Below are 18,635 nucleotides of genomic sequence, written 5' to 3'. Positions count from 1 at the left end.
TCCATGTTAATAAAACCATTAAATAACAAAAACAAAACCAATTAAAATCAAATAGATAAGAAAACCAAAAAAACAAATATGTTTTTTAAAAAATGTTCCTCTATTATTAAAAAATGCAAGTAATCAACATTGGTTACAAGAACAATTATGAACTATTAGTTTTCTCACAATATTTACATATGGTAATTAAAATACAATATATAATTTCCTATTATATATAAATCATTGGGACTAAAAAGCCAGTCATGTATTATATTTGATAATAACTCTCATTATCAGGAAGGTAAAATGAAAACTATCCATAAAATATTATTGGCAGGAATGATCCAACTGGGCTTTACACATTTAACTTATGCAGAATCCACCCTGAATAAAATCCAGTCCTCTGGCATATTCAGGATCGGAACAGAGGGTGCGTATGCTCCATTCAGTTATCATGATGCCTCGGGAAAATTAACTGGATTTGATGTAGAAATCGGCCGTGAAATTGCCAAACGAATGAAAGTAAAACCTGAATTTATTGAAGGGAAATGGGATGGGCTGATTGCTGGTCTGGATGCGGGACGATCAGATGCAGTTATGAACCAGATTGCGATTACTCCCGAACGTCAGAAAAAATATATTTTCTCCTTGCCTTATGTCATTTCAGAAGCTGTTCTGATTACCAGAACCGATAACAATAAGATTAAAACGTTTAGTGATTTAAAAGACAAAAAGTCCGCCCATACCTTAACCAATAACTTCGCCCAGATTGCGCGTCAGCACGGAGCAGAAATTATCGCTACAAATGGCTTTAATCAGGAAGTTGAGCTTGTCAGTACGGGCCGTGCAGATGCCACCATCAACGATAAACTGTCCTACCTCGATTATAAAAAACATCGCCCGGAAGCGCCGGTACAAATTGTGGCAACCGATACCCATGCAGCACAGACGGCTGTACTCCTGCGCAAAAACGATACCGGGTTAAAGGCCGCAGTCGATGAAGCCATTACTGAAATCAACGCTGACGGAACTTACCAACGCATCTGGGACAAGTATTTTAGTCACTGATCCGCCAGTTCTAAGCTATAACTTTATTTTATATAAGGATGCTCTCTTATTGCCATATCATCACTAAAACAATCTTATAAAAAATAAATACTTTTTGATGTTAATATAGGAACGATATATGACTCCATCCTGGCTCAGCTTAGCACTGGATTCTCTCTGGCCGATGATTTACGCAGGCCTGACATTCACTATACCCCTCACCCTGATCACATTTGCCCTCGGGCTTACGCTGGGGTTTATCGTTGCCCTGATCAGGCTTTACGGGCCTAAGCCATTGGTTGCAGTCGTACGTTTTTATGTCTGGCTGATCCGCGGGACACCGTTATTAGTGCAACTGTTTCTGATATTTTATGCACTGCCCAGCATCGGCATTACACTGGAAGCATTCACTTCCGCCGTGATTGGCTTTACGCTGAACGTCGGTGCTTATACATCAGAAGTTATCCGGGCTGCACTGAATTCAGTGCCTAAAGGCCAATGGGAAGCCTCCCACTCTATCGGTATGAGTTGGTGGCAATCCCTGCGTCGTATCGTTCTGCCACAGGCAGCAAGAGTTTCTATTCCTCCACTGTCAAATACCTTTATTTCTCTGGTAAAAGATACCTCACTGGCGTCTGTTATTACCGTGCCGGAAATGTTTCTGGCCGCACAGCGCATCGCCGCTGTGACATACCAGCCACTGATCCTATATACCGAAGCAGCTATCCTTTATCTGCTCCTGAGTTCGCTGTTATCAGCACTGCAAACCCGTATGGAAAACAAGTTCTCCCAGCAATACGCTAAAAATAGCAATAATAAGGAAGCCAATAATGATTCAGCTCTCTAACATTGAAAAAAGTTTCGACGGACAAAAGGTGCTGAAAAATATTAACCTGACTATTAAGGAAGGCAGCCTGACCGCCCTTATTGGGCCTTCCGGCAGTGGGAAAAGCACCCTGTTACGCTGCATTAATCTGCTGGAAATTCCACAGGCCGGTCAACTCATACTGGGGAAAGAAAAAATTACATTTACCGGCAAAGAACGACTTTCCCACAAGGAAATCCAGCGCTTTAGCCTGCAAACCGGCATGGTATTCCAGAATTTCCAGCTTTTTCCTCACCTCACTGTGATTGAAAACATCATGGAGGGGCTGATTTGGGTACAGAAATGGCCTCGTGAACGTGCCAGAGAACGGGCGATGGAGCTACTGGAAAAAGTTGAAATGTCGCATAAAGCAGATGTGTGGCCAACCACATTATCCGGCGGTCAGCAACAGCGTGTTGCAATCGCCAGAGCGATGGCGCCATCGCCAAAGGTATTACTGTGTGATGAACCGACTTCAGCCCTTGACCCTGAACTATCAAAAGAAGTCGTTTCCGTACTGAAACAGCTTGCAGATGAAGGAACAACAATGTTAATGGCAACGCACGATCTGCGTCTGGCTGCTAACCTTGCTCATGATGTTATCTTTCTGGAATTTGGGGAAATTATCGAATCGGGAAGCGCCAAGCACATGTTTACCCGCCCGGATCACCAGCGCACTATCGAGTTTGTTTCAACTCTGACTGAAACTTTACCGGACTGGCAAATATAGAGAGCCACTACATTTTTATAAAAATTCATTTGGAGAACATCATGAAAGTATTCTTAAAATTGCTGCTTGCAGGTACCGTTACTCTTGCTATCTCTGCTCCCAGCTATGCCGGTAAAGATTTAGATGCCATAAAAGCCTCTGGCGTATTTAAAATTGGTACTGAAGGGACTTACCCTCCATTTACCTACCATGATACCAGCAATAAATTAACCGGCTTTGATGTCGATATTGCCAGAGAAATTGCACGTCGTATGGATGTAAGACCTGAATTTACAGAAGTAAAATGGGACGGTTTAATTGCAGGACTGGATGCCAAACGCTTTGATGCTGTTGTTAATCAGGTTGGTGTGACTCCTGCCCGGGAAGCTAAATTCAGCTTCTCAATTCCTTACACAACATCTCAGGTTGTTCTTATCACCCGTGATAACAATGACAGCATCAAATCCTTTGCTGACCTCAAAGGAAAACGATCCGCACAATCTTTAACCAGCAACTACGGGCAATTAGCAACATCTTATGGTGCTACGCTGGTCAGCACGGATGGTTTTAACCAGTCCATTGATTTGGTCGCCACCGGTCGGGCAGATGCCACACTAAATGATCGTTTGTCATTTCTGGACTTCAAAAATCAGCGCCCGAATGCGCCGGTGAAAATTGTCGCTCAGCAGACTGATGCCAGTAAATCGGCCGTATTACTGCGTAAAGGTGATCCTGAATTAGTCGAAGCTATTAATAAAGCACTGCAAGGCATGAAAGATGACGGAACTTATGCCCAAATTTCTGAGAAATACTTTGGAACTGATATTTCGAAGTAGTTCATCATACAGTTTGTAAAATTACGGCATCATAATGGTGCCGTTGTATTTTATATTTCCGTACCCCTTCTGATTTAATTATTTACTTATTTTTCTTTTCAATTAATATCGCTCTAATAATTAACCGTTACAGTATCAATAATAATTTCAAGCAGGCTTCCCGTATCCTCGCTTATTCAGTCGTTCTTTTCGAGACACGCCTATTGTCTCGATTATCTTTAATGAAAAATAGTAAAGAGGAAGAAATGGCAGAAAACACAAATCACGACTACGTCATCCGCCCTATTACCCAACAAGATAATCCAGATATTGCCGCCATTATTCGTGAGGTATCTGCCGAGCACGGTTTAACCGCTGACAAAGGCTTCGCCGTCGCTGACCCAATTCTGGATACTCTCTACGAAGTTTACAGCCAGCCCCGCAGTGCATACTGGGTGGTTGAAATGGCGGGGAAAGTCGTTGGAGGCGGCGGGGTTGCTCCACTGTCAGGAGGCGATAGTAATACCTGTGAACTGCAAAAAATGTATCTTTCGTCAGTATTACGGGGCAAGGGTGTTGCTAAACAAATCGTAAAACAATCGCTGGAATTCGGAGTGGAACAGGGCTTTACACGCTGTTATTTAGAAACAACAGAAAACCTGAAAGCAGCCATCGCTCTGTATGAAAAACTGGGATTCAGTTACCTTGATGCCCCCCTGGGCAATACTGGGCACAGTGATTGTGAGGTTAGAATGGTTAAGATGCTGTAAAAACATAATAATATGCCCCGCGCGAACCGTGGGGCAAATGCGATAGAAAAACTCAGTGTAATCTGGGTTCATCTTCTTCCGGGAAGAGATCGCCTACATCATCTTCATCATCTGAAGCATTAGGGTCTTCAAAATAAGTTCCCCAGCCATCGTAATTCACACCCATTTTTTCAGCCAGATCCATCAATTGCTCAACCTGTGCAATGATCAGGTCAGCCTCCAGACGGCTCTCACTGATGACATCACAACACATCAAAATAACGCTATCTTCTGTTTCCAGCTCTTCCGCATCTGTAACTTCATAACCAAGTTTAAATGCTTCAACTGCTGCTTTCTCCAGACGGTCAAAATCGTCTGCTGAAAAATGGTGTTCAATGATATAAAGCGCCTCAGGGTCACTGCCATCTTCCAATAACTCTTCGATGATCAAGCGAGTTTCTTCGCGCTGTTCTTCCAGTGCATGTGGGTCTGCCATGCCAATCCCCTCTGTCAGTTGGCTATCCTGTTCCGCATTCTCCCATCTTTTCTTTGCAAAGGATATAGCTATCCCGTGCTGTTAAACCAAAAGTACAGGCCTTAAGCGCCGGGTCACAATTCTCTTGGCTATCCTTAAATCTTCAATACACACTATACACTTCGTCTTTCCAGTTGCCTCTTTGTTGGCTGCGCTCGTTCACCCCTGTCACATAGTTATCTATGCTCCTGGGGATTCTCTCTCTTGCCGCCACGACGCGTCTTGAAATCCATTGTGTATATAGCGCTTGTAATAAGATTTTTTATTGATATATAGTGCATATTAATTCAATTTATCCCTATGGAGAAAATGCCACATGAATCCATTTTTTCACCGTCATCTCCTGAGATTACTTGATTACAAGCCTAAAGAAATTGAGCTTTTTTTATCCCTGTCAATGAAATTGAAAGCGAATAAAAAATCAGGTAAAGAAATTCCCTTGCTGGCAGGAAAGAATATCGCCCTGATTTTTGAGAAAGACTCCACCCGCACACGCTGTGCATTTGAAGTTGCAGCACATGATCAAGGGGCTAATGTCACCTATTTAGGCCCCAGCGGCAGCCAGATTGGGCATAAGGAGTCTATCAGGGATACAGCAAGGGTACTTGGGCGTTGGTATGATGGCATTCAGTACCGTGGCTATGGGCAGGTAATAGTCGATACGCTAGCTGAATATGCTGGTGTGCCTGTCTGGAATGGACTGACGGATGAGTTCCACCCGACTCAGCTACTGGCAGATTTGCTGACAATGCAGGAACACAGTAGAAAACCCTTAACTGAAATAAAACTGGCCTATATGGGCGATGCCCGTAATAACATGGGTAATAGCTTGCTGGAAGCGGCTGCATTAACAGGATTAGATTTGCGTCTGGTTGCACCAAAAACCTGCTGGCCGGATGCTAAATTAGTGAGTGAATGCCAAAAACAGGCAACGAAAACAGGTGGAAAAATCACACTGACGGAAGATATCGTGGCTGGCGTACAGGCTGCTGATTTCCTTTATACCGATGTCTGGGTCTCAATGGGTGAACCTAAAAATGTCTGGCAGGAGCGCATTGAATTATTAGCGCCTTATCAGGTTAATATGGATCTCGTGAAACTAACGGGAAATCCGGATGTGAAATTCCTGCATTGCCTGCCGGCTTTTCATGATGAAGAAACCATTCTTGGTAAACAGCTTGCGGAAGAATTCAACTTGTCTGGTGGTCTGGAAGTGACTAATGAAGTGTTTGAATCAGAATACAGCATTGTTTTTGATCAGGCAGAAAACCGTATGCATACGATTAAGGCTGTCATGGTGGCTACATTAGTACAGGAGCTGGATTTATGATTAAAGTATTATGCGGTGCACCTGAGCACCGCTTGTCTTTTTTCACTGAAACAAGCAACTATTCCCCGTTACTCATCGCCGGCTTAACGCCAGATTAACCGCAAAAAACAGAAATAATCCACCTGTCGCCCGGTTCATCCATTTGATGACATTACCACGCTTTAACACATGGGAAAGCGGACGTGTGGCAAAAATCAGAATCAGTGACCATATCGTACCCAATGCGGCATGAATAGCAACTAAGCCAAATGTCCAGATCATGGGTGAATGCCCCTGAGGAATAAACTGAGGCAAGAAAGAGACATAAAACACACCTACCTTTGGATTCAGCACATTTCCCAGCATGCCCCTGATAAACCAGTTCGACGTTTTAACCGAAGAAGTATTCTCACCACCAAGATCGGAATTAGGGCGCAGGATCATCTGAAGGCCTAGCCAGCATAGATACAGCGCTCCACACCATTTCAGAATATTGAATGCCAGTTCAGATACGGCTATCAATGCACCCAGACCAAATGCCACCATCGCTCCCCATATAAAACATCCGGCATCAATTCCAAGAGCGGCCTGAAAGGCTTTTTTCCCACCTTCCGCTGCTGCGGTTCTTAAAACCAAAGCTGTATCCAGACCGGGAGTTAATGTCAATAATGTAGCAGCAACCATGAATGCAAGTAGAGAATCCAGAACTGTCATTTTTATCTCCAGAGTTAAGTGTGCATAAACATGTTTAATTATGATGTTATTTTATACTGATATATGCGACAGAAACCGCCTTTGTCAACCAGACACCGTTCTCAGCCTGATGGAATTTAATTCCCTGTTCATACATTAACTGGGCATCAATTTTTAGAATAGCAACTTTGCCATGTCGTTGACCCACCTTAATTGCAGTCACTTCATCTGCCGATAAATGCACATAATGGCGATTTCCCGCCACCAGCCCTTGTTTAAATATTGAATCCAGAAAGCGGGTTGCGGTACCGTGAAACAAAACGGCCGGAGGTATCTTTTCCTGATAAGAAATATCTACCCGTTTGGCTGAATGCCCTTGTACTGCCCTGATACGTTTCCTGTCTTCCGAAATCGCAAAGCGTTTCTTATCATTAGTCGCGACAATTTTTTCAATCATAGGGTAATTCAGCCGCTTTCCTTGCTTCACTGCACATTTAATCAGCGTACTGATATCCGCCCAGCCTTCACTATCCAGTGTTAAGCCAATAGATTCAGGCTGATGGCGCAATACGTAACTTAAAAATTTGCTGATTTTAGTATCGATATGATCCATATTTTCCCTCAGTAATCGGCGTTTTTTATCTATTTTTCAGTACCCAACGCTTCAGATAACTATCAAGTAAATCCTGACTGCGTTCACGATTATCCTTCAGCTCACAACGCACTACTGTCTCACTCAGTTCTGATTCAATAAATGCGTGAACTCCCGGCTTGCGCAAACCATATTCTGCTTCATTGGCAGCTCGTTTAATTCGCAGTAAATCTGCAATCTCTGCTTTCAATTGAGGATCATAAACTGTACCAGCCACCAGCGTTTCAAAATCTATGGGAGGAGTGCCTTTACCCATCTCAATCCATCGCACAGCCAGTAACGGACGCAATACGTAAAAGTATTTTTTTAGCCGAACTTGCTCACCCTGCAAATAACCCCTGAAGTTTTTCTTCGCCATTGAAAGATAGTGATAACGCGCTTTAATATCCGAAAAGAAATGCGGCACCATCGCTTTCAGTCCATTAGTTGCAGCCGCATCTGCATGATAGATGACGGGAGAATCCAGCCATTCCATCAAAGTCGGGTTTGCCTGCTTCAGTAGTTTTAAAGCCTTGCGCAGCTCCCAGCCACTAATATCCAGCTCATCATTTATCGGCTGTTCAATCACATCCCGCCCGGCTTCCACTTTGAGATACCAGTCCACGGGGTGAACATAAATGAATCTCACATCATAATCACTGTCCGGTGATGCAAAGCCCCACCCTCGACTGCCAGACTCACAGGCGTACAGTATCCGCACGCCATATTTTTTCTCTATTTTATACAGTTCTCTTTTAATACGAATCCGCATTTCCGGGCTGACTGTTTCTGCTTCCCTTTCCATTTTCTTTTTTCCTGCTGCGATTTTTCTAACCTTTTACACAAACTACCTGACGTAAAGTATGCACGATTTCTACCAATGAAGACTGGGCAGCCATTACTGCATCAATATCTTTGTACGCCATTGGAATTTCATCGATCACATCACTATCTTTTCGGCATTCCACATGCGAAGTGGCTCGTTTCTGGTCGTTCACTGTAAAGCGTTTTTTCGCTTCAGTACGGCTCATTACGCGCCCAGCGCCGTGGCTACATGAGCAAAAACTTTCTTCGTTTCCAAGCCCTCGGACAATATAACTTTTTGCCCCCATCGAACCCGGAATGATCCCCATCTGGCCTTTACGGGCTGATACCGCTCCTTTACGGGTTACCAAAACCTCTTCACCGTAGTGCTGCTCACGCTGTACATAGTTATGGTGGCAATTCACCGCTTCCTGCTGTGTTGTGAACGGTTTTGGTATCTCGCGTGATAACGCCTCAAGTGCTCGATGCATCATCACTTCCCTATTCTGGCGCGCGTAGTCCTGTGCCCAGTCCACCGCTTCCATATAATCATCGAAGTAGCGATTTCCTTCCTCAAAATACGCCAAATCACGATCAGGCAAATTAGCGATATGTTGCTGCATATCTTTCTGCGCCAGTGTAATAAACAGATTACCAATGGCATTGCCTACTCCGCGGGAACCGCTATGCAGCATTACCCAAACACGATCCACTTCATCAAGGCACAGCTCAATAAAATGGTTTCCTGTTCCCAGCGTTCCCAAATGCTGACGGTTATTGGTGTTCAGTAGTTTCGGGTATTTATCGGTGATATGTTTAAAGCGATCAGCCAACGTTGCCCAATGTTGATCCACCATTTCCGGCACCTTATTCCAAGAACCTTTATCCCGCCCGCCGCGGTTCACAGTACGACCATGCGGTACAGCAGCTTCAATAGCATGGCGGATATTCAGCAAATTATCCGGTAAATCCGATGCCACCAATGAAGTACGCACAGCAATCATTCCGCAGCCAATATCCACCCCAACGGCTGCCGGGATAATAGCGCCACGAGTCGGGATCACACTCCCGATGGTAGAACCTTTACCGACATGTACATCCGGCATCACGGCCAGATGCTTAAATACAAAAGGCATCTTGGCCGTGTTTTGTAATTGAGTAATCGCTTTTGGATCAACCGGCACCCCATTCGTCCACATTTTTACCGGAGCACCGTTATCCTGAGTCAATAAGTTATAAGCGTTGGTTTTCATTTCAGTTATAGACATTTTTGTTCTCCTTTAATTTGTACCAATCCGTTTAATACTTGATCTAAACCGCCATACACTGAGATCTGATTAATGCGTTCCGCAATACTTTCCAGTGTTTCCAATTCTTTCAGGCGTAAGGCAATCGGGTTGTTCTCCATCACCTTGGCGGTATTCAGAAGCGATCGGGTTGCCGCCGTTTCTTCCCGACGACGAATAACATTAGCCTGTGCAGACTTTTCTGCTTCCACAACCTGCGACAGAATGGTCTTCATATCGCCGGGCAAAATAATGTCTTTCACACCAAGTGATGCCACTTCCAAACCAAAACGTAGGGCAATTTGCTGGATCTTTTCACCAACCAGATCATCAATAACCTGCTTATTCTCCAACAATTCATCCAGTGAGCGCGTTCCTACTATTTCACGCAAAGCAAATTGCAACTCGCGGTACAGATATGAAACTGGATCACTGAGTTGTTCATATGCCATCAGAACATCCTGATAACGCCAGTTAGCAGATAAGTTAATACGCAGATTTACCTTGTCACGGGTCAGTATCTCCTGACCGCTGATTTCCAGCACCTGTAACCGGGTATCAACAATTTCAACGAGCACATCATGCCCGACACGCCAATAACCTTTTAATCCCGGCTGTAATAATTCCTGTGCAATTCCATCAACCTTCAGAATCCCTACATGCCAAGCCGGGATTTGAGTAATCAGTACACTATCTGCCCCTTTCACACTGCGTTTTCGCGCCATAGCAGACATTAACAGTGAAACCAATTCAGCATCAGCTTCCAGCTCAGAGGATTTCAATACCTCTATACGGCGGGGATTTCCATTCTTCCAGTGCAAACTACGGGTTGCCGGAGGCAGAATTTCGACCAACACAGCATGCTCGTATAGCAACCCCATTTCATCATCGGCAATTTCAATACCATCACAAAATTCGTCTACCCAGTCGTTATGCTGCTGACGTAGATGCTCTGCCAGATTGTCTTCAACCTTAGTTTGTGAACGGGTATCGACAATTTCCACAGAGATGTCATAGCCAACACGCCAATATCCATACAGACCTGGCTGTAGCAACTCCTGCACAGTGCCATCAATTTTCAGAATACCGACCTGCCATACCGGGATCTGAGCAATCAGGATATTATCCAATCCTTTCACAGTACGTTTATGGGTTTTCGCAGCGTGCAACAGAGAAACTAATTCAGGTGAAATTTCCTGTTCCGTCGTTTTACGGATTTCACATCGGCGTAACCCACTATTTTTCCAATATAGGCGGCGAGTTGCAGATGGTATAATTTCATTCAGTAAATCATACTCATACAATAGTCCCATTTCATCTTCAGCCAGCTGGATGTCATCACAATACTGTTCAACCCAATCAGCATGATACTGGCGTAAATGCTCTGCCAGCTTTGCTTCTATTGCGCCACCACTAAGGTTAAAAGTCGTCAATTGCAGTTTGTTAAACCAATCGCTGAAACGATATTCTCCTGCGGTTAAAACCTGTAAGTACTCACCTTCTTTTGCCAGCATACCAATTTGTCCCTGCAGTACTTTTATTTTCTTCATCATTGTTATTTTTCCTTTTTATTCCCTGCACTCTGAAAACCGGGCATCAGGACGAAGCCAAGGGGGAAATACATCGGTACTCAGACAGCAGCAGCTCAGTATTTTGCCCTTAACCCAGCATCATCTACCGGGTTTTCAAAGCGATGACTCTCAATTGGCAGTCATACGGGTTTTCACTTCTATATTTTCTTTTGTGTTTTACTTGGAGAGTAAAAGACCATATCCCTTATATGGTGCGAAATTGGGACTCGAACCCAACGTAACCCTGTGTTATTCGCTAAACGTCCCTCACTGGCGGAATACATGCAGTAAAATGGCCTTATGCCATGACTTATGTACCGGCTGGGTTCTGAACCCATGCAATTCCAGCGTGTTGACTCTTATAGTTATTGCCAATCCCGTGCCAACTTTGAAAATAGGCAAAAATATTTATTATCATAATGAAAATTAAAGTTTTTTATTTTTCCCTATTTTCAATGATTGTTTTTGTCATTTGATTTTCTTATCTTTTTATATCGTTTTTTATAAATTTAGATAATCAATAACAGAGGCAAGGATGAAACGCAGAGTTGCTATTGGGGTTTTAGGAACAACATTAGACAGACGTGGGAAAAAGGCGAATCGCTGGACAAAATGGCGTCCTACTATTGGGCTATGCCAGCAGCCTGAGCTGCCAATTGACAGGCTGGAATTACTCTATCAGGCAGATAACTACAGTCTGGCGCAAAGAGTTAAAGAAGATATTGAAGAAACCTCCCCACAGACCCGTGTTGTTCTGCAAGAAATTCAGATTGATGACCCGTGGGATTTTGAGGAAGTCTATACTGCCCTGCTTGATTTTGCGGTACGCTATCCTTTCGATATTGAAAATGAAGAGTATCTGGTACATATCACTACAGGCACGCACGTTGCCCAGATTTGCTGGTTTTTGCTGACTGAAGCGCGTTATCTGCCAGCCCAGCTGATCCAGACTTCTCCCAAAAATGGCGATCGCGATAGCCATCCTGAAGGAGTCTACACTGTTATCGATTTAGATCTCAGTCGTTATACCACGCTAACCAGCCGCTTTCTGCGTGAACAGCAGGAGCAAGTGGCGTTCCTGAAATCCGGCATCGCTACGCGCAATGCCAGTTTCAACCACCTGATAGACCAGATTGAGCGCGTTGCGCTGCGCTCATCAGCACCGATCCTGCTGACCGGGCCAACCGGAGCAGGTAAATCATTTCTGGCCCGCCGTATCTATCAACTCCGTCAGTCACGCCATCTGCTTAAAGGGCGTTTTGTCGAAGTAAACTGTGCAACATTGCGCGGTGATAATGCCATGTCTACACTGTTTGGACACGTCAAAGGGGCATTTACAGGGGCAATCCAGCCGCGAACCGGCCTATTACGCGAAGCCGATGGTGGTATTTTATTTCTGGATGAAGTGGCCGAGTTAGGCCTTGATGAACAAGCGATGTTACTGAAGGCTATTGAAGAAAAAAACTTCCTGCCGTACGGCTCTGATCGGGAAGTTTACAGTGACTTTCAGTTAATTGCCGGCACTCACCGGGATCTGCGGGATAGGGTGACTCAGGGAAAATTCCGTGAAGATTTATATGCCCGTATTAATATGTGGACTTATCAGTTACCCGGACTGGCTCAGCGTCGTGAAGATATTGAACCAAATATCGACTATGAACTGGCCCGCTATGCACAAATACAGCAAACACAGGTTCGTTTTGATAAAGAAGCCCGGCAGATTTACCTGCGTTTTGCCTGCTCAGAACAGGCCAAGTGGCGGGGAAACTTTCGTGAATTAAGTGCATCAGTCACCCGCATGGCAACGTTTGCTGAAAATGGCCGCATCAATCAGCACTTGGCAGAAGAAGAAATCATCCGCCTCAGACAACACTGGCGAGGAGAGAATAGTTCCTCCCTGCTACCGGATCATTTAGCAGAAATTGATCTGTTTGATCGCCAGCAGTTAGAAACCGTTATTAGCGTCTGTCGGGGATCTGTCAGTTTATCGGAGGCCGGTCGCAAGCTCTTCGCTGTTTCCCGCCAACAAAAGAAACAACCCAATGATGCCGATAGATTACGTAAGTATCTCGCCCGATTCGGCTTAGACTGGGAAAGTATTCAGCAAGATTAGGAGAAGACGATATGGAATTAAAATTTCTGGGTACCAGCGCAGGTATCCCGACTAAAGAACGCAATGTCACCAGCCTTATTCTTGATTTACAGGAGATCCGCAGTTCACTGTGGATGTTTGACTGCGGTGAAGGAACCCAGCACCAGATCCTTCACTCTCCGATTAAAATTTCCAAACTGGAGAAAATCTTTATCACCCATTTGCATGGAGATCATATCTTTGGTCTGCCCGGCTTACTATGCAGCCGATCAATGGGCGGCTCTACTGATCCATTAACACTATACGGGCCAAAAGGGATCCGCCAGTTTGTGGAAAACTCGTTACAGTTAAGCGGATCCTTTCTGAACTATCCACTTGAAATTATTGAAGTACAGCCCAGATTACTGTTTGATGATGGCGCAATGAAAGTCACCGCTTATACCCTGAATCACCGTGTGGAATGTTATGGCTATCGAATTGAAGAGCATGATAAACCCGGTACGCTGGATGCCAAAAAGCTGGATCAGGATGGAATTCCCCGTGGCCCGTGGATGCAAACCCTAAAACAAGGGGGTACGGTCACATTGGAAGATGGGCGGACAATTTCCGGTAAAGATTATCTGAGAGCCCCAATCCGTGGTAAATCATTAGCAATTTTCGGGGATACCGAACCCACACCGGAAGCGCTGAAACTGGCGGCTGATGTTGATGTCATGGTACATGAAATTACTCTGGAACATGCGTTTGCCGAAAAAGCCAATGAGCGCGGCCATTCCACCACGAAACAGGCTGCAACACTGGCTCGTGATGCCAAGGTAAAACACTTTATCGCAACGCATATCAGCGGACGTTATGGCAAAGAAGATTGTCCACGTTTACTGGCTGAATGTCGGGAAATATTTCCGAATACTGATTTGGCTGAGGATTTTGCAGTATTTGTAGTTAAATAACCGCGTCTTCTTATATTTTATATTAAATCAACCTCAATTATTTATTTAATGAATGTTTTAAATCAGAGCGTTGGTAGAATCAGGAATTCTCTCTTTAGTTCCTGATATTGATTATTGATTGAATGAAAAATTTCTCTCAACAAATCTTGCAGTGAATACAATCGCGAGTATAATGCGCGACGATTTGCTGGGAGAAAACATGAAATACTGCATTGCAAAACGCCAATCCAATGAAGCACTGCCAACTGGCAGCCTGGGCGTATTGTTTTCCCCATTACTAACCGAACATTTAAAAGCCCCTCAATTGAGGGGCTTTTTTTCGTCTGCCCAGTCCAAGGCTAAAAGTCATAAAAGAGGAATGCAAACATGGCTAACCCGTTATATCGCAAGCATATCATTTCAATTAATGATTTGAGCCGCACAGATCTTGAATTGGTATTGCAGACGGCAGCCGCCCTGAAAGCCAATCCACAGACTGATGTACTGAAGCACAAAGTCATCGCCAGCTGCTTCTTCGAAGCCTCTACACGCACCCGCCTCTCTTTTGAAACGGCTATTCAGCGCCTTGGAGCCTCTGTTGTTGGCTTTGCAGACAGCAGCAACACATCATTGGGCAAAAAAGGTGAAACGCTGGCTGACACTATTTCTATTATCAGCCAGTATGCTGATGCGATTGTCATGCGTCATCCACAGGAAGGTGCCGCCCGCCTTGCTTCAGAATTTTCCGGTCATATTCCGATCATTAATGCCGGTGATGGTGCAAATCAACACCCAACCCAGACTCTGTTAGATCTGTTTACTATTCAGGAAACTCAGGGCAAGCTGGATAACCTAAAAATCGCGATGGTTGGTGACCTGAAATATGGTCGTACTGTCCATTCATTAACTCAGGCACTGGCGAAATTTGAGGGCAACCATTTCTGCTTTATCGCGCCGGACGCACTTTCTATGCCCAACTATATTCTGCACATGCTGGATGAAAAACAGGTGAGCTACAGCATTCACAACAATTTTGAAGATGTGCTGCCTGAGCTGGATATTCTGTATATGACCCGCGTTCAAAAGGAGCGCCTTGACCCTTCTGAATACGCCAATATCAAAGCCCAGTTTGTGCTGCGTGCGACAGATCTAGTGAATGTCAAAGAGAACCTGAAAGTACTCCATCCGCTGCCACGTATTGATGAAATTACTGTTGATGTAGATAAAACACCTTATGCGTATTATTTCCAGCAGGCGGGCAATGGAATTTATGCTCGTCAGGCGTTGCTATCGCTGGTACTGAATGAAAATGTTGTTATCGATTAATGCTGAAATAATTAATTAACATAAATAAGCAGTTACAAATATTATGGCTAAGGAAATTAGACCTTAGTCATAATGTTATTCTCCCAAAAAATTCTTTAACATCATTTCATCAAGAAATCCATTTTATAAAAAATAAATTTACTTATAATTGATTTCACATTATTTATCATGAATTAATTACCTAAATGGAAATATAACCATCCGTTATAATTAAATTTATCAATTTAAAATAAACACTAATTTAAAATCATTTTTCTTGTTTTAGCCCTCCATAGAATTAAGCTATTATCGTCCATTTAAACAAATTAATTTTGTAACGTTATTTTCTAAATAATTTATCCTAAATAAAAAGTTGACGATATTACATCATGCACAGGCAAGAGAATGACTACCAACGATATGAAAATATCTGGGTTGCAGAGTTTTCATATGGCTATCATGGTTCAGAACAACAGAAACAACGACGCTATCGCGCTCAGGCATTAATTTATGCCAACAGCCAACATCAGGCTTTGATTCAATTATCAAACCATATGTTGAATTCATTAAAAGCGACAGAGGGCGAGTATGAGAAAATATTGCCTTTTCTCCAATATCTGAACAACAGTGCTCAGCTTGAAAAACGCCTGATCCTGAATCTAGATAAAATAAATATAGAACAATCAATTCTGGTATTGGAATCACTGGATATTAGTGAACGATTGCCGGTTGATACCGGAGAGCTGTCAATCACCCAATATCCCTGTGTTCCTTTTATCGGTGATAACTCTTTTAATCGGCACTGGATCAGTGACGACCTATATACGCTGCTTTACCGACAGCAACAGAACAAAATCCAATATTCCCATAGTTATCTGATCATTGACGCCGGAGTTTATCATAAAAATACGAGCCACTTTATCGTGCCTTCCCTTATGGTTTCTGGCTTGACTTATCGCTGTCTGTTTAAAGGTAAAACACAAATTACTCTTGAAGACTCTGCCCCCTATCTGGTCGAACTGACAGGTTCTGAAAATAACCAATTTCTGCGGGATATATTCATCACCCACCATACACCGGATATCGGAATTTTTATCCATACCGACAGTAAATTTGATGAACTGTATAACCACCTGCGCAAATTTTCCTATCTGCAACAGGAAAGCAGCCGAGAATGGGTTTTCTTTCGCTTCTACTATTCACTGACAGTAGATTTGATGCTCAAAAGCCTATCTCGCGGCGCTTTGGCCTCCTTTATGCGTAATATTGGGGCCATTTATGGTTTAACTAACGAAAACAGCATGATGAAAATCAGCGTTACGGAGAGCCTCAGAAAAGCCAAACGGGAAACAGTGACGATCAATGACAGGATGAACCGTAATTTTGAACTATATGTGCAGCAGAGATATTTCCATAAGGTCAAAACATTCATTAAAGACAATATTCAGCAACAGTGTCAGGTGCCGGAAGAACAGCTCCTTTCTTTCATTACCAAACATGCCAATTATGCCTATCTGCACGGTTTTACACTTGAACTGACCGGACTTTATTACATTATGGCGCGATCAATGACGGTGAAAAATGAAGATTTCTGGCAGCACATACTAGCAACTGTTTTATCTGAACCTTCCAATCAGGAAGCCAGAGCTTACAAACTTCTCAAGGAATGCCTTAACCCGACAACATGGAGCCAGTCATGACTTCTGTAATCTCAAATATTAGTGCAAACGCGAACGAATCCTTATCCAGACTCGATATGGGAAGTGCAAAATACCCGTGTGATGGAAATATCAAACCTCTCTACCCTGTCCGTTATGCTTATGTAAATTTCTTCGGCGAAGAAATGGAACAACCTGAATCTCCACCGGATATTCACACACTGATGTCTGCGACAACGCTGAAACAGAGTAAGGGATATGCGGCTCGTTTGATGCGTTCTGGCTGGATTTATATTCGGGAAGAAGACAGCATGGAACACCGCCCCAGCCGTACAGCTTATTTCCATATCTTCAAATATGAAGTAGAAAAAAGCTCAGATAACGATGATGCACCGAGAATTGAGCGTTTTCGGAAGTATATGTACCGGAATAAAAAAGATGCCCGCGATGGCGTGATGCCAGAACCTGGTTTACAGGGTGAAGGGTATCCTTTCCTATTTGTAGCAAAAGATGTTTCAAATATCAGTATTGCTTACAGCGAACACCTCTGGCATCCCGATGTCATTGCCCGTATGAACCGCGATAAAAAGCTGCGTGAAAAGACCATGCAGTTCATTAATCTGGATGCGGATAATCAACAATATGCGATTGAAGCAACCGAATCCAATTTCACGAAATTAATTGAAGATTACAAAACCCGCAAGGAGCAGTTCTCGGCAGTCAAAGCAAAAATTGATGCCAAAAAATTTGAAGAGTTAGATATCAATGATCTCAGGATTGATGAGCTAACAACAGAAAAATCCTATGAAATGGATGCAGAGAATATTGCAGCGGAGATTCGCAAAAAGCTGTGTTATCAAGAGAAGGCACGGATTGTAATATTGCATGATCCGGTTGGGCGGCAGAAAGAGATTTTGGAGGCGCATAATATTCTTGATCTGCTACAACAATATAATGCTGAACGCAATCTCTATCCGATGACAATTGGGTTATATATCGATGATTACATTAGAGAGTTTAATAAAAATGAACCAATAAAAAGACGTGCTAATAAAGAAACCTTAAACCAAACAGCAGTGAAAAGCGAGTGGCCAAAAATAAGAGATTCACATCTGGTATTCGAAAAACGACAAGAGATTTTCATTAGCTTATTCAAAGCATTTGCCAGTGCACCAGCGGTTACTGGGAAAGTTGGCAGCCTTGATAACTATTTCCAGCATTTCTTCTCTATTCATGAGAAAAAAGAAATATCAAATGAGAGTGATATTCAGGAAATCTACACTTTTGTTGAACTTGTTTTTGATATTTTTCATGGACTGCAAATGTCCGTCACATCGGAAAAAATGCTGGAAGAATTGATTTCATTAGCAGCAGGAAAACCAACCACATTAAAAGATTTCGCTGATACAACGCTGGGTATCCTCCCCTATGGCTTATACGACCCAAATAAAGAAGCAAAAGCCAAAAGGGATGCTATTACAGCGGCAGAGAAAAACTATACACCTCAATACAGCACCAATGCCTGGGAAATCGCGGCAACGGGTCAGGGCAAGATCGCGAACGTTTTTCAGTCAAAAATAAATCGATTGCTCCGAAAGGATAGCTGTGATCTTATACTCTCTTTTTGAGAGAAAAAACCATGCACTTTGACATTT

General features: G+C 43.4%; 17 protein-coding genes. 11 read left to right on the top strand and 6 right to left on the bottom strand.

What is annotated here, in order from left to right; all coding sequences use genetic code 11:
- Positions 1-288: 288 nt before the first annotated feature.
- From AACX68_RS19565 to AACX68_RS19545, 5 genes are all read left to right on the top strand, one after another.
- Positions 289-1,050: an amino acid ABC transporter substrate-binding protein gene (locus tag AACX68_RS19565; protein ID WP_228860224.1), complete on the top strand. Its 762-nt coding sequence runs from the start codon at positions 289-291 to the stop codon at positions 1,048-1,050.
- A gap of 118 nt (positions 1,051-1,168) precedes the next feature.
- Positions 1,169-1,876 (top strand): amino acid ABC transporter permease, encoded by a 708-nt coding sequence (locus tag AACX68_RS19560; protein ID WP_228860223.1) that lies wholly within the window; start codon positions 1,169-1,171, stop codon positions 1,874-1,876.
- Positions 1,860-2,624 (top strand): amino acid ABC transporter ATP-binding protein, encoded by a 765-nt coding sequence (locus AACX68_RS19555; protein WP_228860222.1) that lies wholly within the window; start codon positions 1,860-1,862, stop codon positions 2,622-2,624. The genes AACX68_RS19560 and AACX68_RS19555 overlap by 17 nt, the downstream gene beginning before the upstream one ends.
- Positions 2,625-2,665: 41 nt before the next feature.
- On the top strand, positions 2,666-3,439 hold the full coding sequence (locus tag AACX68_RS19550) for an amino acid ABC transporter substrate-binding protein (protein WP_228860221.1): 774 nt from the start codon (positions 2,666-2,668) through the stop codon (positions 3,437-3,439).
- Between the two features lie 245 nt (positions 3,440-3,684).
- Positions 3,685-4,188, top strand: coding sequence for a GNAT family N-acetyltransferase (locus tag AACX68_RS19545; protein ID WP_228860220.1), 504 nt, complete (start codon positions 3,685-3,687; stop codon positions 4,186-4,188).
- Between the two features lie 52 nt (positions 4,189-4,240).
- Here AACX68_RS19545 and rraB read toward each other — a convergent pair whose 3' ends face one another.
- The gene (gene rraB / locus AACX68_RS19540; protein WP_228860219.1) at positions 4,241-4,663 is read right to left on the bottom strand and encodes a ribonuclease E inhibitor RraB; all 423 of its coding nucleotides are present in this window, start codon (positions 4,661-4,663) and stop codon (positions 4,241-4,243) included.
- 355 nt (positions 4,664-5,018) lie between these two features.
- On the opposite strand from rraB, the gene argF reads away from it, so the two are divergent.
- Positions 5,019-6,032, top strand: a complete 1,014-nt coding sequence (argF, locus tag AACX68_RS19535) for an ornithine carbamoyltransferase (protein ID WP_228860218.1) — start codon at positions 5,019-5,021, stop codon at positions 6,030-6,032.
- A gap of 72 nt (positions 6,033-6,104) precedes the next feature.
- On the opposite strand, the gene AACX68_RS19530 is transcribed toward argF, so the two are convergent.
- The 5 genes from AACX68_RS19530 to AACX68_RS19510 are packed head-to-tail and all read right to left on the bottom strand — an operon-like array spanning position 6,105 to position 10,555.
- Positions 6,105-6,725, bottom strand: a complete 621-nt coding sequence (locus tag AACX68_RS19530; protein ID WP_228860217.1) for a LysE family translocator — start codon at positions 6,723-6,725, stop codon at positions 6,105-6,107.
- Positions 6,726-6,771: 46 nt separating this feature from the next.
- Complete coding sequence (locus AACX68_RS19525; RefSeq protein WP_228860216.1) at positions 6,772-7,317, bottom strand: RNA 2'-phosphotransferase; 546 nt, start codon at positions 7,315-7,317, stop codon at positions 6,772-6,774.
- Positions 7,318-7,342: 25 nt separating this feature from the next.
- A complete protein-coding gene (locus AACX68_RS19520) occupies positions 7,343-8,140 on the bottom strand; it encodes a nucleotidyltransferase domain-containing protein (protein ID WP_228860215.1) in 798 nt (265 codons plus the stop codon).
- 25 nt (positions 8,141-8,165) lie between these two features.
- Complete coding sequence (locus AACX68_RS19515) at positions 8,166-9,392, bottom strand: RtcB family protein (protein WP_228860226.1); 1,227 nt, start codon at positions 9,390-9,392, stop codon at positions 8,166-8,168.
- 5 nt (positions 9,393-9,397) lie between these two features.
- Entirely contained in the window at positions 9,398-10,555 is a 1,158-nt protein-coding gene (locus tag AACX68_RS19510; protein ID WP_255705677.1) for a slipin family protein, read from the bottom strand.
- A 976-nt stretch (positions 10,556-11,531) separates the two neighbouring features.
- Between AACX68_RS19510 and rtcR the strand changes: the two genes are divergently transcribed.
- The 5 genes from rtcR (at position 11,532) to AACX68_RS19485 (ending at position 18,608) form a co-directional block, all read left to right on the top strand.
- The gene (gene rtcR, locus AACX68_RS19505; protein ID WP_228860214.1) at positions 11,532-13,109 is read left to right on the top strand and encodes an RNA repair transcriptional activator RtcR; all 1,578 of its coding nucleotides are present in this window, start codon (positions 11,532-11,534) and stop codon (positions 13,107-13,109) included.
- 11 nt (positions 13,110-13,120) lie between these two features.
- Positions 13,121-14,038, top strand: coding sequence for a ribonuclease Z (rnz, locus tag AACX68_RS19500; RefSeq protein ID WP_228860213.1), 918 nt, complete (start codon positions 13,121-13,123; stop codon positions 14,036-14,038).
- A gap of 366 nt (positions 14,039-14,404) precedes the next feature.
- On the top strand, positions 14,405-15,343 hold the full coding sequence (gene pyrB / locus AACX68_RS19495; protein WP_228860212.1) for an aspartate carbamoyltransferase: 939 nt from the start codon (positions 14,405-14,407) through the stop codon (positions 15,341-15,343).
- 368 nt (positions 15,344-15,711) lie between these two features.
- Positions 15,712-17,022, top strand: a complete 1,311-nt coding sequence (locus tag AACX68_RS19490; protein ID WP_228860211.1) for a DUF4123 domain-containing protein — start codon at positions 15,712-15,714, stop codon at positions 17,020-17,022.
- Positions 17,019-18,608: a toxin VasX gene (locus AACX68_RS19485; RefSeq protein WP_228860210.1), complete on the top strand. Its 1,590-nt coding sequence runs from the start codon at positions 17,019-17,021 to the stop codon at positions 18,606-18,608. Before AACX68_RS19490 ends, AACX68_RS19485 begins: the two co-directional genes overlap by 4 nt.
- Positions 18,609-18,635 lie beyond the last annotated feature (27 nt).

Origin of the sequence: Xenorhabdus sp. PB61.4, from assembly GCF_963894935.1 — a bacterium.
Lineage (GTDB): Bacteria > Pseudomonadota > Gammaproteobacteria > Enterobacterales > Enterobacteriaceae > Xenorhabdus > Xenorhabdus stockiae.
This window is presented reverse-complemented; position numbering and strand designations above follow the sequence as displayed.